Origin of the sequence: Brevibacillus sp. HB1.2, from assembly GCF_013332495.1 — a bacterium.
In the GTDB taxonomy this organism is placed as follows: Bacteria; Bacillota; Bacilli; order Brevibacillales; family Brevibacillaceae; genus Brevibacillus; species Brevibacillus porteri.
On record NZ_JABMIU010000004.1, the window covers coordinates 74405 to 98222 of the forward strand.

Genomic DNA, 23818 nt, shown 5'->3' on the forward strand with positions numbered 1-23818 from the left:
GGTTGTTATTGCCATTACCTGTAAACAAGTTCATACAAAAGTAAGCAAAGGCGCTTAGGGTCTATCTCATTCATTGATGAGGTCCTAAGTGCTTTTATTGTTTACATCCGCAAAAAGGTGGGATATCCATGGAGCACATTGGAAGCGTCATTATTTACATCATCATGTTATGTGCAGTGATTGGTGCCATTGCCGCGATTCGCAACGCCGATGAGGGTCTCGGTAAGGAGTTCATGGAAGGGATTCACTCAACAGGTTACATCTTCGTTCCTGCTGCCGGTATTATGGCGTCCCTACCGTACATCTCTTGGTTCGTAGAAAAAGCGGTATCACCCATCTTCAACAAAATTGGAGCAGATCCTGCGATTGCGGCAACTGCGATTCTCGCATCTGACATGGGTGGCTATCAGTTGGCAAACCTCCTGAAGACCTCCACAGAAGGATGGGTTATGGCGATGATCGTCGGTCTGATGGCCGGTGCTACGATCGTGTTCTCCATCCCAATGGGACTTGCTATGTTGGACAAGCGCGACCATAAATACATGGCGCTTGGCGTAATGTCCGGTATTTTGACTGTTCCGATTGGTGCTTTTATCTCTAGTGCCATTCTTGTTTTGACAAATGCAGAGGTTCGTGCTGAAATCTCGACGAACGCTGAATCGACTTATGCTTTTGCCATTGGCTTCGGACAGGTACTTCTGAACCTTTCACCGATTTTGTTCTTCGTACTAGCGATTGCTGCTGGTCTGCGTTTCCTGCCAGACTTGATGATTAAAGGCTTCATGATTTTCGGGAAGACAATGGATGCAGCTATCAAGCTCGTTCTCGTATTCTCGATCGTGCAACACTTTACTGGCATCTTTACAAAGATTTTCGGAGCTTGGGGCTTCGATCCAATCATCGCCGATCCAACCGATCAATACCGTGCGTTGGAGACCGCTGGTTACATCGGTATCATGCTCGCAGGTGCGTTCCCAATGGTTTACATGCTGCGTAAATATGCAGCGAAGCCACTCGAAGCATTGGGTAATAAGCTGGGCATGAGCCCTTCTGGTAGTGCAGGCTTGCTCGCAACTAGCGCGAACATCCTGGCTATGTTCCGTCTCATTCGTTCCATGCCGCCAAAAGACAAAGTTATCAACATTTCCTTCGGGGTTTGTTCCGCTTTCTTGCTGGGTGACCACTTGTCCTTCTCGGCAAACTTCCAACCGAACATTATCTTGCCGGTTATGATTGGTAAATTGGGTGCAGGTATTATCGGGATTGCTTTTGCTTACTGGCTCTCCGTTCCGAAAGCACTTGAACTAGAAAAACAAGATCGTGCTGCGGGAATTATCGGTCCAGATGAGTACTTGGATCATCATAATAGCGCTCAAGCTGAAGTTGCAGCAACCAAACAATAAAAGCAAAAGAGCGGTCCTTCGTGGGCCGCTCTTTTTTCCTTTACACAACCTTCTGGTTCATCTCCCAAATTTCCCATGCAGGTACCGGCTTTTTTGAGCACCCCTCCATCGTTAATTCACGCGCTTCTTTTGACCACAAAAAAGGATAGATCGCGAACATTTCATCCCCTTTTAGCTTGGAAACGTCCTTCTCCCAATCCTTCCAGAAAAATGTCGCATAAAACGTATGGATATCCCCCGTCATTGCCCAGTGCAAAAAGTCGGTATAGCCAATCTCAAGATCCTCCCACGCGAGACTGTCCGGAGCAAAATACCATATACCGCCTACCGAATCTGGAAACATTCCACCATTAATCGCAAAGAATCCCCCTATGACATCGTCTGCTACCAACAGCATCTGATTCATGGCACATTGCTGATTCCAAGAAGTGATGGAACGGGGTAAATTCGGATGACCTGACCCTAGAATCCGGAGCCAGCCTTGATGAATCAGAATCCCGCCTGTTTCAAAAGCAACAGCCCCTAGAGTTGACCTCGTCGTTACTTGTAAATCAACAAGCTGTTTTTCCCCTTTCTCCTGTTCAGATGGAAGAAGGGTAATCTTTCGGTCTGATGCTGACTGCCATTTTTTTATCTCTTCGATCGCTGAATCCTTTTCGCAGTACAATTCCTCGAAGCTTTTCATTGCAACCTCCACTCCAAAGTTATTGGCGCGGCGCCCATAAGATGACGCTCACTCCGATCAGGCAGATAATAGCGCCTACCCAGTCATACAAATCAGGTGTCTTTTTATCCACCAGCCATCCCCAAAAAACAGCAAGAATGATAAAGACCCCTCCATAGGCGGCATATACCCGCCCGAAGGAAGGGAAGCTTTGAAGCGTAGGAATGATTCCGTACAACACCAGGATCAGCGCCCCGACGATACCGTACCAGTATGGCTTGGACTCCTTTAGCCAAAGCCATACCAAATATCCCCCGCCGATTTCGGCCAATCCCGCTAAAATAAACAATAGTATCGATACCGTCATCCATGTTTCCTCTTTTCCTATCAAAACGAGTAAGTGCAAAGATCACGTCTATTATCTGATTGTCCCTCATAGTCTGTATATGTAATCATCACATTGGCTCGCCATGACGGACGAATCTTCAAAATCTACCCTTGATGGGCAGCCTGTGGAGAGCAGCACAGATCTCCTTTGCCCGATTCAAGTGCAGATTTCAGGCTCCCCAAAACATGAGACCAAGCCATTTCGTGCCAGCCCCGAGCCTTTTCCCACTCCTCTCCCTCTTTCCAACCGAAATGCTCGACCAATACTTGCGTTTTCCCCTCTGCTTCAGACAAGGTGACAAGCACGTAAGTCAAGGCATCCTCGTGATTCATGGTATCTGCGAATTCATCCGGTCCCTTCCATGTAAAGCCCAAACGCTCCTTCGGTTCAAAATGGGTAATGATGCACCCTTTCGTCCCCATCTGGTCGCGATTGGCTGGATGGAAGTACAATTCGTACGTTCCGCCCAGATACGGCTCAATCGTTGCATCAGGCGCAAACCACTGAACAAGTCGTTCCTTTCGTGTCCATGCCCACCAAACCAGCTCTATGGATGATGATACTTCTATCTCCGTTTTGAAGAAACCCATTAAACTTCCCCCCAACTATTTTCCTAACAGTTTGAAAATAGCAATTTCTGTATATCCAGTCAATACAAGCACTCGCTATCTCCAATTTCATGCCTGAACGAGATTTTAAGCGTATAAATGAGTCTGAACAAGTCTGAATGGAATATTTTTTACTAAAAAGTGTAATTGTGCAGTAATCGCATAAGAATGAATGCTATAATAGCTAAGTAAGTAAAAAATTTCACAATGGGGAGAGGAACGATGGAACAACCACTTGCAAAATCGACTCATCAGAAATTACCCATTGGAAAATTGCTCAAGAGGGTCTTCGGTATCCTGATTGGTGCTTCCCTGTTCTCGGTAGCACTCGAGATTTTTCTCGTACCGAACAATATTATCGACGGTGGAATCGTAGGTATCTCGATTATTACCTCGCATCTGTCTGGATTGCCTCTTGGCGTTTTCCTTTTCGTGCTTAACTTGCCCTTCTTAATCATAGGGTACAAGCAAATCGGAAAAACGTTTGCACTCTCGACCCTCTTTGGGGTTACGATCATGTCAATTGGAACGACACTCCTTCACCCTGTCCCAGGGCTAACGGATGATCCCCTGCTTGCAGCTGTATTTGGCGGCATACTTCTCGGGATTGGTGTAGGACTTGTTCTTCGCTATGGAGGCTCTCTGGATGGTACAGAGATCGTCGCTGTACTACTTAACAAGAAATCTCCGTTCTCCGTTGGTGAGATCGTTATGTTCATGAACTTATTCATTTTGAGCAGTGCCGGATTTGTATTCGGTTGGGATCGCGCGATGTACTCGCTGATTGCCTACTACATTGCATTCAAAATGATCGATCTGACCATCGAAGGCTTCCAGGAGTCGAAAGCGGTATGGATCATTAGCGACAATCACAAGGATTTGGGAGATGCGATTGTTGCTCGTCTGGGCCGTGGTGTGACCTATTTGAATGGTGAAGGCGGCTATACTGGAGACGACAAGAAAGTAATTTTCTGCATTATTACACGATTAGAAGAAGCCAAGCTGAAGCTGATCGTGGAAGAAGTTGACGAGAATGCCTTCTTGGCTGTCGGCAATATTCACGATGTGCGCGGCGGGCAGTTTAAGAAGAAAGCGATTCATTAGAGGGAAAAAAGTGTACCCTATAGAGCGACTTTTAAAAAGTCGTTCTATAGGGTATTTTTGTAATTACGTTCTGTAAAGAAATGTCTACCATTTGTTTCCACAAGCTGATAAATAGAGTACGATATTCGTATCACTCATGGATGAAGGAGGTTTTCTCAGTGAATCAAGCATTCTCGATAGAACGAGTTCCTTTTGAACAGAAGCACGCTCTCAAGCAACTGTTGGAGCTGTATACGTACGATTTCACTGAGTTTGAGCCTTTCGAAGTAGATGACAACGGCTTGTTTGGCTATGACTACTTTGAGAAGTATTGGGTAGAACCAGAACGCCATCCCTTTTTTATCAAGGTAAATGGTAAGCTGGCCGGGTTTGTCCTTGTCCGCATGCTCACAACCTCTGATCCAGATTTGCCATCGATCCACTCCATTGCTGAGTTTTTCATCATGAAACGCTACCGTCGGCTGGGGATCGGAAAAGCGGTCTCCCATCAAATCTTCAAAATGTTCCCGGGTGCCTGGGAAGTCTTTCAATTGGAAAACAACATCCCTGCCATCAGCTTTTGGCGTACCAGCATCCGCGATTACACAGCCCATCACTATCAAGAGCGTCAAGAGGATGGCAAAGTCATTCAAACGTTTATTTCGAAACCGTAATACTAGAAAAAGCCAAGGGACATTGCGAATCCCTTGGCTTTCCTTATAGAAACCAGCTAGCTGGTGACCGCAGGAAACGTCATTACGACAACAGTTCCGCTACCCAGCTTGCTGTCCACCGTAATCTCTCCCCCGTGAGCCAAGACCAGCTGCTTGGCTATCGCCATGCCCAGCCCCGTTCCACTAGTATTCTCTCCTGTATGCCCACCTCGGTAGTATCTTTCGAACAGATTAGCCAGTGTCGTCTCATCCATTCCCGGACCATCGTCGGCAATTTTGACGACAAATTGATCTGCTGCAATCGACTGTACCTCTACGAGCACGTGTGTACCTGTCGGGGTATACTTGATCGCGTTTGTCAAAATGTTGACGATGATGCGGCGAAACCAGATTGGATCGACCTCGGCTGTTATCGATTGGACATTCGCCGAAAATTCGATGTCATGCAAAGAAGAGCTCGGATCGTTCACCATATCCACCACAATCCTGCGAATGGTTTCTACGATCGCGACAGGTTGTTTGACCATCGGCAAAGCTTGGTTCTTAAGTCGATAGGTCAAATTCAAATCCTCAATCAGCCCGTTCATGTAGTCTGACTTTTCCCGTATCGTTTTCCCAAATTCGCTGACTTCTTTTCTGTCCCACTCGTACTGTTCGGACTCCAAAAAGGTAGCATAACCGTAAATCGAGCTCAGCGGTGTCTTAAGATCATGGGAGAGCCCAGTAATCCATTCCTCTCGCGTCTGCTCGATCTCTCGTTGAAGCTTTTCATTGGAACGCAAGGTTTCACTCAGATGCCGGAGAGCGTCAAACACATCCTTGAACACACGAAATGACTTCTTTTCTTTCCCACGCCAATTCCTTCCGATTGGTTTTCCTTTTTTCCCGATGGGCTCCTCATAGCGACCTTGGGCCAGTCTTTCCAGCCAATTCACCATATGCAAGAGCGGCTTACCTACCCGCCACGCATACCAGCTGCCTGCGAATAAAACGACCAGGATCAAAACAATACCGATCTGAAGGAACGTTTCCTTGACCATGGCATCCTCAGACGTCTCTTGGACACCAGACTGATAGGTTGGATTCGGAATGCCCACTACGTATGTCAAATCGCTATTTTTGTCATATCTGCTAGTGATATGAACAGGAACATTTTTGGCTGTCTCACCATTCTGAAGAACTTCCGTCATGTCTAACTGGGCGGAAGCGTTCGGGTGATTCCATTGATGGATGAGTTTCCCCGCACGATCGTATACCAAGTACCATGCCTTTTCTTGGGAAAAGCTTTCGTTCAACTCGTTCCATGTCTCCTTGCTCTTTCCCGTTTTTGCTGCGATCAGGCGCTTCATCATTTCTTTTTCGGGAGCGGGTGTTCCATAAAGGATGATCATGTTCTCGTCAAATTGGTTAATGACCCAATGTGTGATGTGATAACGAGAAGCATCACGATTTTCTACATAAGCGATCCACTCCCCTGGCCCAAATTGACTGGGAACATCAGCAGGTGTCCGATAGTTGTACAGAATTTTACCGTGCTTGTCGATGATCTGCAACCAGCCCTGATGTCTCGCCACACTCTTCTCGATTTCCGGATTGACGTGAATACGCTCCCCCTCATAATCAATCTTCAACGTCATATCAGACGCATCCAGCCTGGACAAATCGATGGACAATTGCTCGTTCATGATCCGCCAGCCTAACCCCAGCATCGCGATAATCAGAAATAGCAGTAAAACGAGGAGAAATCCGAACAGCTGCCGGACATATTGAAAGATCAGCTTGTTCCGCAAATTCATGACTGTCTTGCCGGGCTAACCAGCTTGTAGCCCAGCCCTCTCACCGTAACCAGGAGCTTTGGCTGTCCCGGATTTTCTTCTATGCGCTGACGCAGCTTGTGAATGTGCACCATGACTGTATTTTCATCAAACATCCCGTACTCGTCTTTCCATACATGATCGTATATTTGTTCTTTCGTAAATACTCGGTTTGGATTCTGGCAGAAGAAGACGAGCAAGGAAAATACTTGCGCCGGGCAGTCTACTCGCTCTCCGTTCACGAACAGCTCGGCTGCCTCCACATTTACGTGAAAACGTCCAAAATCAAAGCGTTTTTCTTCCGTCGATGGAGCAGCTCCCCCCAAGGTTCTGCGCAGATGAGCCTTCATCCGGGCCACGACCTCTAACGGATGAAACGGCTTCGTAATATAATCGTCCGCTCCATAAGCGAATCCGCTTAATTTATCAAAATCCGTGCCCTTTGCTGTCAGAAAAAAGATCGGTGCCTTTGTTCTCTGGCGCACTGCTCCGCACAGCTCAAAGCCATTTTTATCAGGCAGCATCACATCCAGAATCAACAAGTCGTATGTCTTCTCCTCCACGAGACGAATCGCCTCTGCTGCTGTCGTACATGTATCGATCTGGACAAAGCCTTCCTTTTTCAGCACTGTTTGGAGCATCTGCAAAATCGCTTCTTCATCATCTACCAGCAAGATTCTTGCTTCTTTCTCCATATCCGTTCCCTCCCCTGCTGTCATTCATTCTACCATGAGAAACGACGCCAACAAAAAAGATAAGGAAATGGTAAGGTAGCGTTTTAGTAGGGGAAAGGTCTGGCCATTATGATGAAGGAGAAAGGAGCGGATTCACCTATGTGGGCTATTTGCCAACACGAATTTTTTCAGTTGTTTAAAAGTATCAAATCGTTAATTACCGTTGCCTTTATCGTGGGCATCTCGTACTTGGTTTCTGACCTCGTCAATCAGGCAGCAAGCTTTCTACCACAACAGGAGCTAGCGCAGGGACATGCGCTTGGTATCTTTGTACTTATCATGCTGTTTGGACCGTTGTTTGTATTCAGCCTGTCCCATGATGTCATAAATCGTGAGCTAGCGGGCAGGACGATTCGCTTTCTCGTCACTCGGACCTCACGTAATCAGATCATTTTAGGGAAATTTCTCGGAGTGGCGTTCTTCTGGCTAACCTGCATGCTTATTACGTTTGGCGTAGTATTCGCCACCGTGCAAACGTTTGACGCCAAGACCTTTTACCTCTGCGTATCCCTGCTTATCTATTGCATCTCGCTGGCACTGCTGCTCTCGCTCGTGATACCTCGCCCCAGCTACACGATGTTTTTGGGAATTGTGATCGCACTGATTATGCCAGGTCTCGGTCTGTGGAGCACCTTCTCCAGTCACCCAGCAGCACCATGGATTAAATATTTGACACCCTTTTCATTTATGGAAAAAGGCGGCGCCTGGACCGGCTTCATATGGCTCTATGCAGCAGCTTTCCTAATCGCTTCTATGTACTTATTCCGACGGAGGGATTGTTAATGGCAATGATCGAGACCATACAGTTGAACAAGCGCTTTGGCAATCGCACGGTCGTGAATGACGTCAGTCTTACTGTGCACAGCGGGGAGATTTTCGGATTCCTCGGTCGAAACGGCGCAGGAAAATCGACCTTTATCAATATGCTGACAGGCATTCTGATTCCGACAGCAGGCACCATTCGCATGTTTGGAGAAGATGCCCATACAGAGGGATGGAAAAAACGAATTGGCGTACTGCCAGATTACTCCACCTTCTACGACCATCTCTCACCTGCGGAGCACCTCCACTATTTCGCTCAGGTAAAAGGCGTCACACTGACAAAGGAAGAATGCATGCGTATCCTGACAGCCGTTGAGCTTGAGGAGCATGCATCCCGCAAAGCCAAAACCTTTTCCTTCGGGATGAAAAAGAAGCTGGGGATTGCCCAAGCATTAGTCGGAGACCCAGAGCTCATCTTCCTTGATGAACCTACTTCTGGCGTAGACGTCGAATCAGCCCTGCATATTCAAAATTTGCTGCGCAAGCTCCATCAACAAGGAAAAACGATCTTCATGACCTCGCACAATTTGAATGAAGTCGAGAAAATCTGTACTCGCATCGCCATCATGAAAAGCGGAAATATCAGTTCTCTCGGCACTCTCGATGAGTTGCAAGCTGCCCATCAGGCATGGCGATCTGTGCATGTGCGCCACTCGGCTTTTGCTACAGAGGATTCTGGAAACCTGCGCACCTTTATTGAGTCACTCGGGCGCAATACAATTTGGGAAGACGGGCGTCTCTCGATCCAGGTCGATGATGATCAAAAAGTGGCAACCCTCGTTCGTGCTCTTGTTCAGGGACGCGTGGATATTTATGGCGTGAACGTTGAAGTACCTTCGCTCGAACGAATCTTTATGGGGGAAGAAGCTCATGATGCTTAATCTCGTTTTTGCCCTGCTTCTATCCGGGATGCTGCTTTTCAACATCTCGATAGGAAAAAGCGTGACCACCGGAAGTATGTCAATCACGATTGGCCTGATTGTCCTCAATCTCATCTTTTTCATCACAAAGTACAGGAAGAGTCATCATGAAAAAATGAAAGATCAGGTTAGTAGAAACCATCGATAATCAGGCTCATGTAAATGGGGGAAGATTCGCATGGCCAGTAGATATCTGGAGTTTGCCGTTATCCTGACAGGGATGTTACTGTATAAAATCTTTTGGGGAAATCTTTCATCGGGAGCTATTGGGATTTTAATTGGGCTGATTATTGTTACTCTCATCCTTTTCATGAGAAAGCAGTACGCAAAACGTGAGGAACAAAAGAAGCAAGAAAATACTTAGAAAAAAGCAGCTCGATTGCCACCGAAAACAGCTATGGGGCAACGGGCTGCTTTTTTCTACAAGATTGCAAGAAGTTGATCCAGTCGTTCAATGACAGCGAGTGGCTGATGCTCGGAAGTAGGTTTCTTCCCACCTGGATTGATCCAAACCGCTGAGAAGCCTGCGTCCATCGCGCCTGCTACATCTGCCTCCCACGTATCTCCAACGAACAGCACCTGTTTGCTCTCAACACCGAGTTTTTCACGAACATGTTCATATATGCGTAGATCAGGCTTATGATGTCCGATGATTTCGGAGATAAACACCCGCTCCCGAGGAAAATACGCAGACAAACCCAACCGCTCCACTTTGATAAAAGCCATATCGACAGGGCCATTGGTGACAATCCCTAGCGTATGCTCTTCTGCCAACTTCGCAATGGTAGACTGAACAGTGACATCTGGCTGGACTGCATCCATACATGCCGCCTGATAGGCGCGTTGAAAATCGTCGACCTGCTCCACTTCAATCTGTCGGTTACAATCAGCCATGGCTCGCTGAAAACGTAACCTTCTGTATTGCGTAAAATCGTAGCGTTTGGCAATCACATCGCCCCACAAATCATCTCCGTGGCGCCGCAGACCCTCAAGGAATTTCTCTTGGTCTAGTTCTGCTGTAAGTGCATGTGCCGCGATCGTCTGCTGCATCCCTTTCTCCCAGCAAGCTGAAAAATCGAAGAGAGTGTCGTCGAGATCAAATAGGATTGTTGTAAATTTGGACATGGCTGAGTTGCGTCCCCTTCCCTTTTTCTTGCTGTTTCATTGTGCATATGACTCTGTCTTTTGTTATGATCATTGTAACGGAAAAAGGAGGTGGAAACATGTCTAACGAAAAACTGGATATTTTGATAGAGGGTATGAATGAGTTGCGTTTGGTTTCTCATGCTCTTATGGATCGGCAGGACGAATTGGATGCCAAGATGGAAGCTTTGACTATGGACGTTCACCAGTTAAAAAACGATGTTGCCGAACTAAAGCAGGATGTTGCTGAGTTAAAGGAAGGTCAAGATCGCCATGAGCGTATCTTGGAGACATTGGCGCTGCGCGCTCTCGAATGGAATAATTTCCGCCGAGATTTCATTCGCAAGTCATCCTGATGCCTTTAGCTTTTAGGCAATTCCACAAGCAGTGTCTCTTTCAACTCAACTGGCAAAGAAATAGACTGGCGTGTATTCGCATCGATCATGACCATTGTCACATCGGCGTCCGCCACTAATACCTCTGCAGCGTTGTACAGCTCCTGGCGGATGACGAAGCTTTTTTCACCCACCTTGATCACCGTAGTAAGCGCCGTTACCTCTTCACGCATCTTCAACTCTTTGCGGTAGTTAATATTTATATTGACCACTACCGGCATGATGGACCGTCGCCTCAATTCATCCAGTGTAAATCCTTGCTCCCATATCCACTCAAAACGCGCCCACTCCATGTACTCTAAATACTTAGCATTGTTTACATGTCCGATTACATCAATATCAGTAGAACGCACAGTTAAATTATAGCGATGAGCCATCGTTCTCACTCCTTGTTTTTCTTCAGTATAACGAATTCAGCTAGCTGAGTGAACATTCATTCAAAATATTCCGAATGATCATGCTGTTCTTTCCTGATCTTTTTCCTATAATAAAAATAAACCACTAGAAAGGAAGATTGGATGTTCGAACAAGAACTATTGCCGACCTTGCAAACAGCTCGCTCTCGGTATCAGGATGCACTCGTCCATTTGAATGAAGCCGAGCTTGGCTGGAAGCTGGCTCCGGGCTCCAATTCTATCGGATTTTTGATTCATCACATCGCGGAAGTTGAATATCGATTCTGTATGATGTTTTTCGGCAGAGCAATCCCGTCCGAAATCACCCTCACTACAATTGGACCTGTAAAGGATGAAGGAAATTTTACCGACTTGTCTGCCTTGCTTGCTTTCAAAGAGGCTGCCTACCACCACTTGCTGGATTCTCTGGCTACCCTGCCAAAAGACGCGTGGGACATCCCCTGTGAAGCACCGATTGCCACGTTGACTCCCCGTCAGGCACTTGGTCGTCTGATCTATCATATGGGCTACCACGGCGGGCAGATTGGACTTATCCGCAAGTACGGAGGACCTCAATGAGTCTCATTCTGACAGGTGAGCGGCTCATCATTCGCGAATTGCTGCGCGAGGACTTACCCGACTTACTCGCCACCTACAACAGTAATCCAAAGTACAATCAGCTTCGAAACGGCATGAGTACAGTATGTCTTGCTGAACTGGAAGCCGAATATGACGCCACCATACGCATACCTTCCGGACATTGGCTCGCCATTACTCGTGAAGGTACGATCATCGGAGTCATCCATATCGTCCTCTCCAGTGAAAACGATCCAAAAAGCTGGATTAGTCTCTTGCTACTGCATGCCGACTATCAGCAGCAGGGCTTTGGAAAAGAGGCAGTGGCGCTCATAGAAGACTACTGCATCCAACATGGCAGTCAGCATGTTCATCACGGTGTCATTGCGCATAATGAACCCACTCTTCTTTTCTGGGGGCGGCTTGGCTATGAGCAGTATCGTCAGGTGGAGGCACCAGTCGGTCGTCTGACACAACCGGTGCTGCTGGTAGCCAAGTGGCTAACCCCTACAAAGTAAGGAGGTGAAATATATGAACCGTCGCCTTTTTGAAAATGATGTGCCCACCCTCCTCTCCTAGTCGGTGAGGAAGCGGTTCTCTTACTGCCTCCCGGCTACGGAATAACGCTCGAATGATTGATTCATTATTCCGGGAGGGACCTGTTATGTCACAATCACAATGGAAGCAAATGTTTTTGGGTGCTGTCTGCCTAACGCTCGCCGCAGCGATCTGGGGCGGTGTTTATGTAGTCAGCAAGGTCGTGTTGGAAGTGATTCCACCGTTCACGCTATTGATTTTTCGCTTTTGCATTGCTTTAGTCGTGTTGGGGGCATTTACCGTTGCTCACAAGGAGCGTGTCGCGAAAAAGGATTATCCTCTACTGATGGCCATCGCATTCGTCGGGGTCACGATCTCAATCGCCGCGCAATTTCTTGGTACCAAGCTGTCTACTGCCCACATGGGTGCATTGATTACCTCCGCATCGCCTGCCTTTATTGCCATTTTTGCGGTCTGGCTACTAAAGGAGCTCATCCATTTGAAGCAGGCAGCGGGTATTTTGTTAGCGACGATTGGTGTGATCATCGTCATCGGTGTTCCAGATCAAGCTGACGCCCAGTCTTCCCTGACAGGCAACCTGATTTTGCTCGTAGCAGCGATTAGCTGGGGATTGTATACCGTTCTCAGCAAAAAGGCAACGCAACGCTATTCGTCCCTGTTAGTCACTACCTACGTAGCATTGTTTGGCATCATCTTTACGAGTCCGCTCATGTTTTGGGAGCTGTCTGTCACGCCTGTCTCCTGGCAATTTGGTTGGGACATCTGGGCAGGCGTTCTCTATATCGGGGTGATTTCTACCGCAGGTGCTTTTTATTTGTGGAACAAAGGCTTCGAGCTGATGCCCGCAGGGAGTGGGGCTGGGTTCTTTTTTGTTCAGCCCATTGTCGGTGCATGTTTAGGCTGGCTGTTGCTACATGAACATTTGGGTGTTGGCTTTTTCGCTGGCGGCGCATTTATTTTCCTTGGTGTCGCCTTGTCCACTCTGCGAACACGTGAATCGACGAAGGAACATCCTCTCCCCCATTACAACGAGAAGCAAGGCTAAAAATCATGTATGCTTACATGCTACGAGGACTTCCCATTCGTTGGGAAGCCCTCGTTTTCTTATGCTTATGGACGAAAATATTGCCGGACGCTTCCTTTTTCGAAAGACAACTCCACTTCAGCAAAGGCGCCATTAATAAACGTGATTTGTGGCGGTATATGCCCGCAATCTACATCGTAGAGGACAGGAACTTGCAGCTCAGCAGCCAACTCCTGATAGACGTCTTCCACGGTATAGCCGTCGACCGCCTGATTCGCTGGACTGCGCCCAAACATGATCCCCGCACAATGATCGAACCATCCGGCCAGCTTCATCTGTACCAATGATCTGCGCAGATCGGTCGTAGAAAGCTCACAGTTTTCCAAATACCAGATGATCGCTTCATTCCCGATCTGTTCTTTTTGAAACGTTTGCACGTCCCCATACGGTGTGCCGATCACATGCCGAATGGTATCGATACAGCCGCCAAGTAGCCGGCCCTGCATGTTTACGTGGGGAGTAGTCTCTGTAGTTTTCCATACAGTCGGTTCTGTCAGGTGAAAGATATGCGGCGAAGGATTCGTATGCTGCCATTCCTTTTGATACATCGGGGAAGAGTACTGCAACACAGATTCGCCCTCTTTCGTTGACAGAACCGTTTCCCACATGGAGGTCGTCTCATCCATATCTGCTCCACGCAAATCCACCAGATTCGTCCCATGGGCCGTAGCCATCCCCTTTTTTAATGTAATCGCGAGCAACAGCACACTCACATCTGAATAGCCTAACACCCATTTTGGTTGCATGGACTGAAAATCAAGCTTGTCTAAAATCTCAATCAGCAGCTCGCCACCCCAGGGAGGGATGATGATATCGACGTCTTCCTCTTGCATCAGGGAGTTCAATTCGGCTGCGCGTTTTGTGGCAGGAGCTGACTTGGCTTTTTCCTGTGTCCAGACTGTATCTTTGCAAACGATGGAATACCCCCTGCTCTCCATACGACTGCATGCCAGCCTGATTAGTTCATGCAAATACACTGGTACACCAGATGATGGCGCAGTTACCCCTATAGTAGCGCCCTTTTTTAACGATGGATACGTGATCATGCTTCTCCCTCCCGCTCGCTCTCTATGATTTTGGATAATCATACCACATACCACCAAAGTATCTTCCAGGCTCTCATCACTACGACTACTTTTCTTAGACAAAAAAAAGACGACCTATGGCCGTCATCAAGTTATATAAAACGGGAGGGAAGTAGAGGAGTTCAAACGAACGTGTTTCGAGTTCGTGAATGATTACTTCTTGCTGGCGTCAGTCGTTGCAGCCTGTCCAGTGGAACCGCTGTTGTCAGTTCCCGCAGCACCAGGCGATCCAGTGCTGGTACCTGCATCAGAATTGGCATCTGTCGCAGGTGCTTCCGTAGACGAACCTTTGTCCGCAGAGGCATCCGTTGTAGACTGATCTTGCGAAACCGAGCTATCGGTCGATTGTCCGCTATCAGTAGTGGAGGACCCCGGAGCGGTTTCGCTTGTCGTGCCCTCTGATTGTGTCGCCGGTTCAGGTGTTCCTGTTGTGTCAGAGCAGGCAACCAAGCTGCCAGACAGGAGTAATGCGACAGTGGCAATGGAGAACCATTTTTTGTTCATGTTCATTCCCCTTTCATTCCTTGGCTTCGTGACCTTCTCGCTGTCACACCTATATCGTAACGGACAAAGATAACCATTCTGTAAGGAAAGTGGGAAAAAACGATGATCAAAATATGAAAAAAGTATGACCATGATCATTTGGAGTGGATCATGCTTTAGTTCTCCGGCTTAATCCTTGGAAGCCATATCGTAAAAGTACTGCCTTTCCCAGGCGTGCTCTCTACTCTACATTTGCCATCATGCAGTTCTACCAGCTCTTTTACAATGGCGAGTCCAAGTCCTGTCCCTTTATTGTTCTTGGAACGTCCCCGATCCACTTTGAAAAAACGTTCCCAGATGCGATCCAGGTCATCTGCGGCAATCCCCATCCCTGTATCGATCACTTGAATCTGTACGTATTCCTCTTCCAGCGAAGCACGCATGCGAATTTCACCTGTAGTCGTAAACTTGAGCGCATTCTTCACCAGATTTTTCAGAATTTGCGCGATCCGGTCCTTGTCAGCATAAATTCGCGGAAGCTCGTCCTCTACCTCTACTCCCATGCGAAGCCCTTTTTCCTCTGCTTCTTGATGGAAGGAAAAAGCAACCCGATTCATGACATCTGCCACATCGACAGGGAATTTGGCCAGATTTACTTCGTTGTTCTCCAGCTTCATCAAGTCCATCAGGTCATCCACCAAGCGATTCACTTGCATCGTTTCGGTGTACATCACAGCGTAATACTTCTGTCGAGCCTCTTCTTCTTCTACCAAGCCGTCTTGCAACGCCTCGAGAAAACCTTGGATCGCGGTGAGAGGCGTCCGCAATTCATGGGAGACATTCGCCAAAAAATCATTGCGCACTTGCTCCAGATGATGACGCTCCTGCTCTACCTTTTCCAGCTTCTGTGCCATTGTATTGATCGTTTGCGCCAAGTCGCTGATCTCGTCAGACGTATCGACCTGAACGCGCTCTGCATAATTCCCGCGACCAATTTCAGCCGCTGTTCTCTCAATGGTTCGCAATGGGCGGGAGATTGACCATGACAAATACGAAACCATGATCGTAGAAAGAAGCACCCCAAACAATGTCGCCCACAGAATCGACTCGCGCATTTGACCAAAGGTTTTCTCAATTCCTTCAATCGGCGCATGCAAAATAATTCCGCCATAAACGTTTTCGCCCTCGCCCCACGGGACGGAGACCGACAGCATCGGGTCATCCAGACCTTCGATTTGCAGCTCGGTTACCGCGCTTTTTCCGTGAAGCACGTTACCCGCGATGGAAACTGCCACGGACTTGCCCGTAAGCATCTCATCCTTCATCGAAGTCGCGACGATTTTTCCTTTCGAATCAAATAACCAGATGCGGGTATCAAATGACTCGTCCAGCATCGCCAGCTTGTCCAAGAGCTGTTTGTTTACTTCATTACTGTTATGGATAGCGGCATTCACTTTTTTCGCCATCCGCAAAAGCTCTTCTTCCTTGGCATTGTAGATGTACTCCTTCGTAAAAAAGGAGAGAACGATACCGGTAATCCCCAGCCCCACCAAAACGGTAGCCAAAAAGCTGACCAGCAGTCTGCGATAGATACTTTTCGACATGCCTAGCATCAGTTATCCACCCCAAACTTATAGCCGATCCCCCAAACTGTTTGAATGCATTCATAAGGGAGCTTATCTAAACGCTGTCTGATCTTTTTAATATGAACATCGATCGTTCGAACATCGCCAAAATAATCGAAGCCCCACACTTGTTCCAGCAATTGCTCCCGTGACCATACACTTCCCGGAGATTTGACAAGTTGAACTAGCAGATCAAACTCCTTCGGGCGAAAGCTCACTTTTTCCCCGGCAACGATTACTTCTCGTTTATCCAGGTCAATCGTCAATTGATCAAAAGTAAAGGTCCGAAGCACTGCCTCATCTTCTACTCTTGGCTTTGGCTGCAATCTGCGCATAATCGCGCGGATACGAGCAACGATCTCACGTGGACTAAACGGCTTCGTTACGTAATCATCCGCTCCGAGCTCCAAGCCGAGTACACGATCAAACTCCTCATCCTTTGCCGTCAGCATAATAATCGGCGTATCCCACTTCTTGCGGATTTCCCGACATGCTTCAAAGCCGTCCACTTGTGGCATCATGACATCGAGAATGACCACATCCGGCTGTTCCTTTTCCATCATCTCAAGAGCTTCTCTTCCATCTGTTGCTGAGATGAGCTCGATTTGTTGTTTTTCAAAATAAAGGCGAATAATTTCGCGTACGTTTGGATCGTCATCGGCAACCAAGACTTTCATCGTGGACATAGCCAATAACCTCCCTTCTTTCAAAACGACATAAAATGAAACATGTCGTTCAGACAATTTACGTTTTTCCATGGTAACATAGATCACCCGTATTGTGGACGGATAGAAGTCCTATGCAGCTGGTAAAAGCAGGACAAGAATTGTTTGCGACATGAAAAAAGCGAGTAGACCTAAAGCCCACTCGCTCTTTATTCTTTACTTCGTTTCTCTTACAATCGGAACACTGCGTGTGAGGCTAGCCCACAACAACCCTAACAGTGCGCCTGCAAAAGCTGGCACCAGCCAACCAATTCCTACTTTGTACAGTGGCAATTGTTCCAAGAATGGCGTCAGAGAGTCGATAGACAATCCAAGCTGAGATGCTCCATCCAACAGACTGATGACAGCCGTTGCCGTGATCGCGCCTACGTATACAGCACGATGTCCATTGAACATCCGATCACAAAACGTCAGCAGCATCAGCACAATCGCCAGCGGATAAATCGCCATCAAGACAGGCACTGAGAAGGTAATCAGCTGCGTCAAGCCTACGTTTGCTACCGCAGCACTGAACGCACACAGGATCACAGCCATTTTCTTGTAGGAAATGCTAGGAATACGACTCGAGAAAAATTGACTGCACGCTGTGACGAGCCCAACAGAAGTGGTGAGGCAAGCAAGCGTAACAGCTGCTCCCAGCAGGAGTGAGCCTAATGGACCGAACAGTTGCAGCACAACCCCAGTTAAGATCTGACCGCCGTTTGCCGATTTCGCAATCGAAACACTCGTCGCTCCCAGATAGCTGAGGGCAAGGTATACGAGTCCGAGACCCGTAGCGGCGAGGATTCCGGCTTTGATCGTGGACCACATCACTTTTTTGCGATCGATGATACCTCTATCCTGAACAGCCGATGTTACTACCAGACCAAATACCATCGCAGCCAACGCATCTAGCGTCAGATAGCCTTCGATAAATCCTTTGAAAAATGCTGTATCCTGATAGGCGCCTGTCGGCTGTCCTACCTCACCCAAAGGCGAAATGAGTGATTTGACAAACATCAGACCAATAATGATCAAAAGAGCAGGTGTTAAGATTTTACCGATTCGATCCACCAGCTTGCTCGGGTTCAGACTCAACCAGAAGGTGATGGCAAAATAGACGATCGTGGTCACAAAAAGCGGTACCCAACTGCCTTTCATGGATTCAGGCAAATACGGCAACACGCCCATCTCAAAGGTTACTGTACCTGTCCGCGGAATCGCCATGAATGGACCAATCGACAGATACACAATAAAGGTGAACACAACTGCAAACATTGGATGGACTCTTGACGCCATCGTCTGCAAATTACCACCAGCCAAGCCTACCGCAATGATTCCCAGTAAAGGCAGACCTACACCAGTAATCAAAAAGCCAGCCATCGCGACCCAAACATTATCTCCTGCAGCTTGTCCTAGAGCTGGCGGAAAAATCATGTTCCCTGCTCCAAAGAATAGGGCAAACAGCATCAAACCAATTGTAATTGTTTCTTTCGTTGAAAGTTCTTTCATATGAATCCTCTCAATATTGTTTAATAAAATAAAATTTTCATTAGTATAACTTAAAATTAACTCATTATTCAACCTTTAATTTTTTAAAATTATTGAACTTTTGTTAAAAATGAAAGTTTTTACAGGTCAAATACCTCTTTTCTCTTGATCGCCCCCACTGCTTCCCATACGTAGAGACAATAGATACTACGCCATGGAGCCCACTTTTCCCCTATCTTGCGAATATCGTTTTCATTTGGCTTCGAATTCATTCCATAGAGGTGAACAATTCCATTTCGCAAACCGATATCAGCAGCCGGCAACAAGTCTGGACGCCCCATCCCAAACATGAGAAGGCACTCTACTGTCCACCGTCCAATTCCTCGCAGCGAAGTGAGGTACGTAATGATTTCCTCGTCACCCATTGTCCATAGTCTTTCCAAATCTATCGTTTCATTCACAATGGCACGGGCGAAATCGATAATATACTCTGCTTTTCGCTGACTAAATTGCAGTGTACGCAAATCCTCTACAGTCAATCTCGCTACCGCGTCAGGAGTCGGAAAAGCGATGAGGCCCTCGCCGTTTGGGTTTTCTACTGGGTCACCTGCCAGTGTCACCAGCCTTTCGGTCAAATTGGCTGCAAAGGTCAGATTGATCTGCTGCCCGATAATGGTCTTGACCATACACTGAAATAAATCTGCATCCAGCATAAGACGAAGACCACGAAACCGCTCGGTCAGAATGGCGAGTTCCTTTTCCGCCCTCATTTGCTCGTAAATAACGGATAGATCCAAATCGGCACTAAAAGTACGGCGGATCATTTTTTCTAGCAGCTGCTGGTCTGTCGTGGACAAAATCGCCTGTGTCTCGTAGTGCAATACGGGTTCTTCCAAGCTACCCACAAATTGCATATGGACCAGAACAGGCCGTAAGCCAATACGAAAGACGCGCTCTAGGCTATTTTTTTCTTTATTCACACGTATCTGCGTATCTGGATGTGTCTCAAGACGCCGAAGCAACCGGTCAAAAGAATACGGGGGAGTAAGCGGAATAATCGAACAATTCACAAGACTCTCACCTTTCCAGATAAAATAAAAACCTCCGGAGAATCCTCCGAAGGTGTCAAGTATACTTTGCAAAACTTATTTCGTAAACATCCCTTTGAGAACAAATTTTACGTTTGCCGGACTTTCTGCCAAACGGCGCATGAAATATCCGTACCAGTCGTTTCCATACGGTACATAAACACGCATTTTATAGCCTTCGCGAGCCAAGTCAATTTGGGACTGCGTACGAATGCCATACAGCATTTGAAATTCAAACTGTGTGCGCGGGATGTTGTGTTCCTTTTCCAGCTTTTTCACAAAATCAATAATGTTGTCATCATGGGTTGCTACAGCAGCATACCCGCCGTTCAACAGATGCTGCTTGATGATTTTCTTGTAGTTCTCATCTACATCTGGCTTGTTCGGGTAAGCGACTTCAGGAGACTCCTTGTAAGCTCCTTTTACGAGACGGAAGTTCACTTTTTTGTCCTTCAGGCTGTCGATATCATCCGCTGCTTTGTAGAGATACGCCTGAATAACGGTTCCTACGTTGTCGTACTCTTGCAGTAATTCGTTCAGAATCTCCATGGTCACGTGATTGTGTGCATAGTCCTCCATGTCGATACGAACGAAAATGTTTCCGTTTTTCTTAGCCGAATCCAAAATGCGTCTCATGTTGTTCATGCAGAGCTCACGACTGATGTCCAGGCCAAGCGAAGTCATTTTCAACGAGAGATTGCAATCGACACCGGATTGGTGGATCGCTTCCAGCGTTTTGATGCAATAGTCAGCAGACTCGTTTGCTTCCTCTACACTGAACACGAATTCGCCCAGATGATCCAGCGTGCACACGAGACCTTGCTGATTCAGCTTACGTACGGCGCTAATTGCCTCCGCAATGGTTTGACCGGATACAAAGCGACTCGCTCCAAAGCGCAGACCCCACTTTTTCGCGGCAGAATTTAAGGTTTTGTTTTTAGATAAAAATAGAAAGAAATCCTTCATAGCTTGTTCCATCGTTGACTGTCTCCTCCTCAACGTACTCTGTCCACTTCTACTAGCATGAATCATGCCAACTTATTCTCGTAAGCGCTATCGTGATGTCTCTACGACACTTTCAACACATATGTACATTGCGTGTTTATTCTTGTACACTTTTGATTAGATGTACAACAGGGACGATCCCTTTTCCTGTTAGTTTGGATAAGAGGTGACAATTTGAAACCGTTATTTTCGTTGGACAGTACACTCTCTTTCTTTGCGATTCCGATTCCACCTGATATGGTCAAAATACGCGCAGGTGAAACCCTAGGTGAATGGGTTGATAAAGAACAAAAAGGCAGAGTCGTCATCGTTTCTCCTACAACTACGCTCGAACAATCCATCAGCCACATTCTCGCTGGCCCAGGCGTTTCCGATCTGCCTACACTCGTCATCGTGGATGAACAAGGGACTCCGACGGGAATGGTTGAGCCATACCAGCTCATGACTGCCTTTGTCGTGTTGACCCAAAACCAGTCTGCCCTGCTCAGTACCTTGATGGGTACGATGAGTGAGGCCGTCACTATCGTGGACTCCCGCAACGTTGTCCAACACTGGAATCGGGCAGCAGAAACCATTTATGAAATCGATCGCGAGCAAGTCGTCGGAACTTCTCTCGATGAGCACTTCGCCAGTGAATCGATCCGCCTGCTCGATGCCCTGCGTCAAGGGACATCTGTTCAACGTGTCTATCACATTCCTCGTCCTGATAGTCATGTACTCATTAATGCGGCACCGATTCGCCGCGAGGGTGAAATTATCGGCGCGATTTCCATTGAACAGGATATTACTGAGCTGGTTCGTCTCAATGAAGAATTAGCACATACGACGGCCCATCTCCACAATTTACAGCAAGAGATGAGTCGGTTTCAGGCAGCAGACGATCCTTTTTATGCAATCAAAGGGCATTCCGCCTCGATACAATCCGCTATTGGTTCCGCAAAAAAAGTGGCGCAGACGGATGCGACTGTACTCATTTATGGAGAAAGCGGCGTCGGGAAGGAACTGTTTGCCAAAGCGATTCATCAGGCAAGTCGCCGACATGAGAAGCCTTTTATCGCGATCAACTGCGGTGCCATTCCTGCTGCGCTGTTCGAAAGTGAGCTGTTTGGCTATCAGGGCGGTGCTTTTACTGGAGCCGAGAAAAAAGGCAAGCCTGGCAAGCTGGAGCTGGCGCATGGCGGGACGCTTTTCCTCGATGAAATTGGGGAGCTGCCGCTAGAGTTGCAGGTCAAGCTGCTTCGTGCCTTACAGGAACGGCAGTTTTACCGCGTAGGCGGAACAGAGCCGATCACCGTTAACACACGGATCGTAGCAGCGACAAACAGACAGCTGGAGCAAATGGTTGCAGACGGTCGTTTTCGCGAGGATTTGTATTATCGGCTGAACGTCTTTTCTCTGGAAATCCCGCCGCTGCGTGAACGACGCGAAGATTTGCCAGAGCTCGTGCAAATTTTCATTCATGAGTATTCCGTGGCCCATGACCACTCCGTACCACGCATCTCTCCCGAGGTCATGCAAGCGTTGTTCGAGTACAATTGGCCTGGGAACATCCGACAGCTTCGCAACGTCATCGAACGTCTGTCGATCCTGCAAGAAAACGGTGTTATATTGCCTGAGCATCTGCCGACTGTCATTCGCAGCCACGCAGAACCCACCCAAGTTTCTGTGCACACACCGATTGGGGGAACGTATGCGCCGCCGACTCCGACGCCGCCGTCAATCCTACGTCCGTCGATTGCGTACACTGCTCCACCTGTGAACGAAAAAGAGCGCATTCTGGCAGCATTGGAGCGCACGTATGGCAACAAAAAGGCAGCAGCCGAGCTGCTCGGCGTATCTCGCGGAACCCTTTACAATAAAATGAAGAAGTTCAATATAAACGAGGAGTCTTTCAAATGGGATTGATCACATGGTCGGATGATAATACGTATCAAATCCATTATGCCGGGGAAACGATTGTCCTTTTGCCGAAGGAATACGCCTTGTTTCAATTTCTGTACACGTGGAAAAATCGGTCCTTTTCAAGGAGTGATTTGCTGGATCGCGTCTGGCCGCTGGAAGAGCCTACTGACCGTACTGTCGACGATCACATTTACCGCTTGCGGAAAAAATTACAAAAGTGGTCGCATCTGCTCACGATTGATACGGTCCGAGGAGTCGGCTATCGGCTTACGCTAAAAGAGCAGAAATCACCTAGTCCAACGATATTGAACAGCAATTTCTCAGAAACCATCAATAAAATGCTGAGCACCTATCACGGTATGGGAATGGGGGCCGCGTTGCAGACCCTTTATACTCATCAGAAGGTACTGGGCATTCAGATGGACCCATTTTACGCTACCTTTTTGCGATTTGTTGTCGGTGACTTCAACTGGTTTGTAGAGGATAAAGCTACACCCATTTCCGACAAGCTGTTTTATATGTTCCATTTGTACCATATGACGGAACTTGACTCGCAAAAAACAGTAGAAATTTTACAATGGGCTCTGGAAAACGCGAAAAGTATGCCTGAAAATTATCAGGATGAGCTACAAATCACCGCAATCAGTGTCTACGCCCAAGCCAAAGAGTGGGAGCGAGCCAAAAAACAGCTGATACCTGCTAGAGAGGTTGTCGACCGAGTCAATTCACCCGGCTTTCGACTCTTTTTTCAAGCAGTAGAGGCCCTCCTGTATCTACTCATGGGTGAGAGTGACGAAGCTGAGAAAGTCATTCAACGCTCTGAGGAAATCTTGCAAGAACTCCCTATGCAGCGTGAGCTCGGCAGCTTTACCATTGCGCGCGGCCTTTGTCTGTACCATCGACAGGAGATTGCCAAGGCGCGCCGATTGGTCGATGAAGGTCTGGAAGTAGTACGAAGTACTAAGTTTGTCCCCCATCTGATTTATGGCGTACAAATGATCTTGTTGTTCTTAAAAAACTTCGGCTATGATGCAGAATGGGAGCGCAAATACCAGAAAATGTGGGCGGAATTATCCGAAGAGTACCAGTTTGACTACTTGCAGAAAAAGATTCGTGCCATCATCCCATCGACTATCTGATATTCCTCTGACAAATCCCTTTTATCATCGAGTTA

26 protein-coding genes are annotated in these 23818 nt (G+C 47.4%); 12 read left to right on the forward strand and 14 right to left on the reverse strand.

What is annotated here, in order from left to right; translation table 11 throughout:
• Positions 1-128 precede the first annotated feature (128 nt).
• Entirely contained in the window at positions 129-1403 is a 1275-nt protein-coding gene (eutH, locus tag HPY28_RS11870) for an ethanolamine utilization protein EutH (RefSeq protein ID WP_017250064.1), read from the forward strand.
• A gap of 40 nt (positions 1404-1443) precedes the next feature.
• On the opposite strand, the gene HPY28_RS11875 is transcribed toward eutH, so the two are convergent.
• From HPY28_RS11875 to HPY28_RS11885, 3 genes are all read right to left on the reverse strand, one after another.
• Positions 1444-2088 carry a DUF2625 domain-containing protein gene (locus tag HPY28_RS11875; RefSeq protein ID WP_173622753.1) on the reverse strand — a complete coding sequence of 215 codons (645 nt, stop codon included), beginning with the start codon at positions 2086-2088 and terminating at the stop codon, positions 1444-1446.
• Between the two features lie 19 nt (positions 2089-2107).
• A complete protein-coding gene (locus HPY28_RS11880; RefSeq protein WP_106833682.1) occupies positions 2108-2434 on the reverse strand; it encodes a YnfA family protein in 327 nt (108 codons plus the stop codon).
• A 125-nt stretch (positions 2435-2559) separates the two neighbouring features.
• Positions 2560-3045 carry an SRPBCC family protein gene (locus HPY28_RS11885; RefSeq protein WP_174225082.1) on the reverse strand — a complete coding sequence of 162 codons (486 nt, stop codon included), beginning with the start codon at positions 3043-3045 and terminating at the stop codon, positions 2560-2562.
• Positions 3046-3285: 240 nt separating this feature from the next.
• Here HPY28_RS11885 and HPY28_RS11890 point away from each other — a divergent pair, with 240 nt between their 5' ends.
• Both HPY28_RS11890 and HPY28_RS11895 read left to right on the forward strand, forming a co-directional pair.
• Positions 3286-4167 (forward strand): YitT family protein, encoded by an 882-nt coding sequence (locus tag HPY28_RS11890; protein WP_017250060.1) that lies wholly within the window; start codon positions 3286-3288, stop codon positions 4165-4167.
• A 158-nt stretch (positions 4168-4325) separates the two neighbouring features.
• On the forward strand, positions 4326-4820 hold the full coding sequence (locus HPY28_RS11895) for a GNAT family N-acetyltransferase (RefSeq protein WP_174230618.1): 495 nt from the start codon (positions 4326-4328) through the stop codon (positions 4818-4820).
• 56 nt (positions 4821-4876) lie between these two features.
• Here the strand turns inward: HPY28_RS11895 and HPY28_RS11900 are convergent, their stop codons facing one another.
• Together HPY28_RS11900 and HPY28_RS11905 are read right to left on the reverse strand one after the other, a co-directional pair.
• A complete protein-coding gene (locus tag HPY28_RS11900; protein WP_174230619.1) occupies positions 4877-6616 on the reverse strand; it encodes a sensor histidine kinase in 1740 nt (579 codons plus the stop codon).
• A complete protein-coding gene (locus tag HPY28_RS11905; protein WP_174230620.1) occupies positions 6613-7329 on the reverse strand; it encodes a response regulator transcription factor in 717 nt (238 codons plus the stop codon). Before HPY28_RS11905 ends, HPY28_RS11900 begins: the two co-directional genes overlap by 4 nt.
• Positions 7330-7437: 108 nt before the next feature.
• On the opposite strand from HPY28_RS11905, the gene HPY28_RS11910 reads away from it, so the two are divergent.
• Genes HPY28_RS11910 through HPY28_RS11920 form a run of 3 tightly spaced genes read left to right on the forward strand, consistent with a single transcriptional unit; the run spans position 7438 to position 9258 of the window.
• The gene (locus HPY28_RS11910; RefSeq protein ID WP_174230621.1) at positions 7438-8151 is read left to right on the forward strand and encodes an ABC transporter permease; all 714 of its coding nucleotides are present in this window, start codon (positions 7438-7440) and stop codon (positions 8149-8151) included.
• A complete protein-coding gene (locus HPY28_RS11915) occupies positions 8151-9071 on the forward strand; it encodes an ABC transporter ATP-binding protein (RefSeq protein ID WP_174230622.1) in 921 nt (306 codons plus the stop codon). The genes HPY28_RS11910 and HPY28_RS11915 overlap by 1 nt, the downstream gene beginning before the upstream one ends.
• On the forward strand, positions 9061-9258 hold the full coding sequence (locus HPY28_RS11920) for a hypothetical protein (RefSeq protein WP_017250054.1): 198 nt from the start codon (positions 9061-9063) through the stop codon (positions 9256-9258). Before HPY28_RS11915 ends, HPY28_RS11920 begins: the two co-directional genes overlap by 11 nt.
• Positions 9259-9530: 272 nt before the next feature.
• Here HPY28_RS11920 and HPY28_RS11925 read toward each other — a convergent pair whose 3' ends face one another.
• Positions 9531-10235, reverse strand: a complete 705-nt coding sequence (locus tag HPY28_RS11925) for an HAD family hydrolase (protein ID WP_174225079.1) — start codon at positions 10233-10235, stop codon at positions 9531-9533.
• Between the two features lie 98 nt (positions 10236-10333).
• Between HPY28_RS11925 and HPY28_RS11930 the strand changes: the two genes are divergently transcribed.
• Positions 10334-10609 carry a hypothetical protein gene (locus HPY28_RS11930; RefSeq protein WP_026043211.1) on the forward strand — a complete coding sequence of 92 codons (276 nt, stop codon included), beginning with the start codon at positions 10334-10336 and terminating at the stop codon, positions 10607-10609.
• A gap of 5 nt (positions 10610-10614) precedes the next feature.
• On the opposite strand, the gene HPY28_RS11935 is transcribed toward HPY28_RS11930, so the two are convergent.
• Entirely contained in the window at positions 10615-11025 is a 411-nt protein-coding gene (locus tag HPY28_RS11935; protein WP_174230623.1) for an acyl-CoA thioesterase, read from the reverse strand.
• A 141-nt stretch (positions 11026-11166) separates the two neighbouring features.
• Between HPY28_RS11935 and HPY28_RS11940 the strand changes: the two genes are divergently transcribed.
• The 3 genes from HPY28_RS11940 to HPY28_RS11950 all read left to right on the forward strand — a co-directional run bounded on the left by HPY28_RS11940 (position 11167) and on the right by HPY28_RS11950 (position 13222).
• On the forward strand, positions 11167-11622 hold the full coding sequence (locus tag HPY28_RS11940; protein ID WP_017250050.1) for a DinB family protein: 456 nt from the start codon (positions 11167-11169) through the stop codon (positions 11620-11622).
• On the forward strand, positions 11619-12137 hold the full coding sequence (locus HPY28_RS11945; RefSeq protein ID WP_173622745.1) for a GNAT family N-acetyltransferase: 519 nt from the start codon (positions 11619-11621) through the stop codon (positions 12135-12137). Before HPY28_RS11940 ends, HPY28_RS11945 begins: the two co-directional genes overlap by 4 nt.
• 146 nt (positions 12138-12283) lie before the next feature.
• Positions 12284-13222 carry a DMT family transporter gene (locus HPY28_RS11950; RefSeq protein ID WP_174225077.1) on the forward strand — a complete coding sequence of 313 codons (939 nt, stop codon included), beginning with the start codon at positions 12284-12286 and terminating at the stop codon, positions 13220-13222.
• A 65-nt stretch (positions 13223-13287) separates the two neighbouring features.
• On the opposite strand, the gene HPY28_RS11955 is transcribed toward HPY28_RS11950, so the two are convergent.
• The 7 genes from HPY28_RS11955 to HPY28_RS11985 form a co-directional block, all read right to left on the reverse strand.
• Positions 13288-14307: a S66 family peptidase gene (locus tag HPY28_RS11955; protein ID WP_174230624.1), complete on the reverse strand. Its 1020-nt coding sequence runs from the start codon at positions 14305-14307 to the stop codon at positions 13288-13290.
• A 192-nt stretch (positions 14308-14499) separates the two neighbouring features.
• Positions 14500-14850, reverse strand: a complete 351-nt coding sequence (locus HPY28_RS11960) for a hypothetical protein (protein WP_174225075.1) — start codon at positions 14848-14850, stop codon at positions 14500-14502.
• A gap of 155 nt (positions 14851-15005) precedes the next feature.
• Complete coding sequence (locus HPY28_RS11965) at positions 15006-16442, reverse strand: sensor histidine kinase (RefSeq protein WP_174230625.1); 1437 nt, start codon at positions 16440-16442, stop codon at positions 15006-15008.
• Entirely contained in the window at positions 16442-17140 is a 699-nt protein-coding gene (locus HPY28_RS11970) for a response regulator transcription factor (protein ID WP_174225073.1), read from the reverse strand. The genes HPY28_RS11965 and HPY28_RS11970 overlap by 1 nt, the downstream gene beginning before the upstream one ends.
• A gap of 195 nt (positions 17141-17335) precedes the next feature.
• The gene (gene brnQ / locus HPY28_RS11975) at positions 17336-18670 is read right to left on the reverse strand and encodes a branched-chain amino acid transport system II carrier protein (RefSeq protein WP_017250043.1); all 1335 of its coding nucleotides are present in this window, start codon (positions 18668-18670) and stop codon (positions 17336-17338) included.
• 119 nt (positions 18671-18789) lie between these two features.
• Entirely contained in the window at positions 18790-19719 is a 930-nt protein-coding gene (locus tag HPY28_RS11980) for a DNA-3-methyladenine glycosylase family protein (protein WP_017250042.1), read from the reverse strand.
• A 75-nt stretch (positions 19720-19794) separates the two neighbouring features.
• Positions 19795-20715: a proline dehydrogenase family protein gene (locus HPY28_RS11985; protein WP_017250041.1), complete on the reverse strand. Its 921-nt coding sequence runs from the start codon at positions 20713-20715 to the stop codon at positions 19795-19797.
• A 201-nt stretch (positions 20716-20916) separates the two neighbouring features.
• Here HPY28_RS11985 and HPY28_RS11990 point away from each other — a divergent pair, with 201 nt between their 5' ends.
• Complete coding sequence (locus tag HPY28_RS11990; protein ID WP_017250040.1) at positions 20917-22647, forward strand: sigma-54 interaction domain-containing protein; 1731 nt, start codon at positions 20917-20919, stop codon at positions 22645-22647.
• The gene (locus HPY28_RS11995; RefSeq protein WP_174230626.1) at positions 22638-23783 is read left to right on the forward strand and encodes a winged helix-turn-helix domain-containing protein; all 1146 of its coding nucleotides are present in this window, start codon (positions 22638-22640) and stop codon (positions 23781-23783) included. Before HPY28_RS11990 ends, HPY28_RS11995 begins: the two co-directional genes overlap by 10 nt.
• The last annotated feature ends 35 nt before the right edge of the window (positions 23784-23818 follow it).

Bases quoted from the DNA above. Each gene is read 5' to 3' on its own strand.
- HPY28_RS11915 (WP_174230622.1), top strand. From the start codon at position 8,151: ATGGCAATGATCGAGACCATACAGTTGAACAAGCGCTTTGGCAATCGC.
- HPY28_RS11890 (WP_017250060.1), top strand. From the start codon at position 3,286: ATGGAACAACCACTTGCAAAATCGACTCATCAGAAATTACCCATTGGA.
- HPY28_RS11930 (WP_026043211.1), top strand. From the start codon at position 10,334: ATGTCTAACGAAAAACTGGATATTTTGATAGAGGGTATGAATGAGTTG.
- HPY28_RS11900 (WP_174230619.1), bottom strand. From the start codon at position 6,616: ATGAATTTGCGGAACAAGCTGATCTTTCAATATGTCCGGCAGCTGTTC.
- HPY28_RS11965 (WP_174230625.1), bottom strand. From the start codon at position 16,442: ATGCTAGGCATGTCGAAAAGTATCTATCGCAGACTGCTGGTCAGCTTT.
- HPY28_RS11935 (WP_174230623.1), bottom strand. From the start codon at position 11,025: ATGGCTCATCGCTATAATTTAACTGTGCGTTCTACTGATATTGATGTA.
- HPY28_RS11925 (WP_174225079.1), bottom strand. From the start codon at position 10,235: ATGTCCAAATTTACAACAATCCTATTTGATCTCGACGACACTCTCTTC.
- HPY28_RS11955 (WP_174230624.1), bottom strand. From the start codon at position 14,307: ATGATCACGTATCCATCGTTAAAAAAGGGCGCTACTATAGGGGTAACT.
- HPY28_RS11875 (WP_173622753.1), bottom strand. From the start codon at position 2,088: ATGAAAAGCTTCGAGGAATTGTACTGCGAAAAGGATTCAGCGATCGAA.
- HPY28_RS11950 (WP_174225077.1), top strand. From the start codon at position 12,284: ATGTCACAATCACAATGGAAGCAAATGTTTTTGGGTGCTGTCTGCCTA.
- HPY28_RS11960 (WP_174225075.1), bottom strand. From the start codon at position 14,850: ATGAACAAAAAATGGTTCTCCATTGCCACTGTCGCATTACTCCTGTCT.
- HPY28_RS11985 (WP_017250041.1), bottom strand. From the start codon at position 20,715: ATGGAACAAGCTATGAAGGATTTCTTTCTATTTTTATCTAAAAACAAA.
- HPY28_RS11970 (WP_174225073.1), bottom strand. From the start codon at position 17,140: ATGTCCACGATGAAAGTCTTGGTTGCCGATGACGATCCAAACGTACGC.
- HPY28_RS11945 (WP_173622745.1), top strand. From the start codon at position 11,619: ATGAGTCTCATTCTGACAGGTGAGCGGCTCATCATTCGCGAATTGCTG.
- HPY28_RS11940 (WP_017250050.1), top strand. From the start codon at position 11,167: ATGTTCGAACAAGAACTATTGCCGACCTTGCAAACAGCTCGCTCTCGG.
- HPY28_RS11910 (WP_174230621.1), top strand. From the start codon at position 7,438: ATGATGAAGGAGAAAGGAGCGGATTCACCTATGTGGGCTATTTGCCAA.
- HPY28_RS11880 (WP_106833682.1), bottom strand. From the start codon at position 2,434: ATGACGGTATCGATACTATTGTTTATTTTAGCGGGATTGGCCGAAATC.
- brnQ (WP_017250043.1), bottom strand. From the start codon at position 18,670: ATGAAAGAACTTTCAACGAAAGAAACAATTACAATTGGTTTGATGCTG.
- HPY28_RS11920 (WP_017250054.1), top strand. From the start codon at position 9,061: ATGATGCTTAATCTCGTTTTTGCCCTGCTTCTATCCGGGATGCTGCTT.
- eutH (WP_017250064.1), top strand. From the start codon at position 129: ATGGAGCACATTGGAAGCGTCATTATTTACATCATCATGTTATGTGCA.
- HPY28_RS11905 (WP_174230620.1), bottom strand. From the start codon at position 7,329: ATGGAGAAAGAAGCAAGAATCTTGCTGGTAGATGATGAAGAAGCGATT.
- HPY28_RS11885 (WP_174225082.1), bottom strand. From the start codon at position 3,045: ATGGGTTTCTTCAAAACGGAGATAGAAGTATCATCATCCATAGAGCTG.
- HPY28_RS11995 (WP_174230626.1), top strand. From the start codon at position 22,638: ATGGGATTGATCACATGGTCGGATGATAATACGTATCAAATCCATTAT.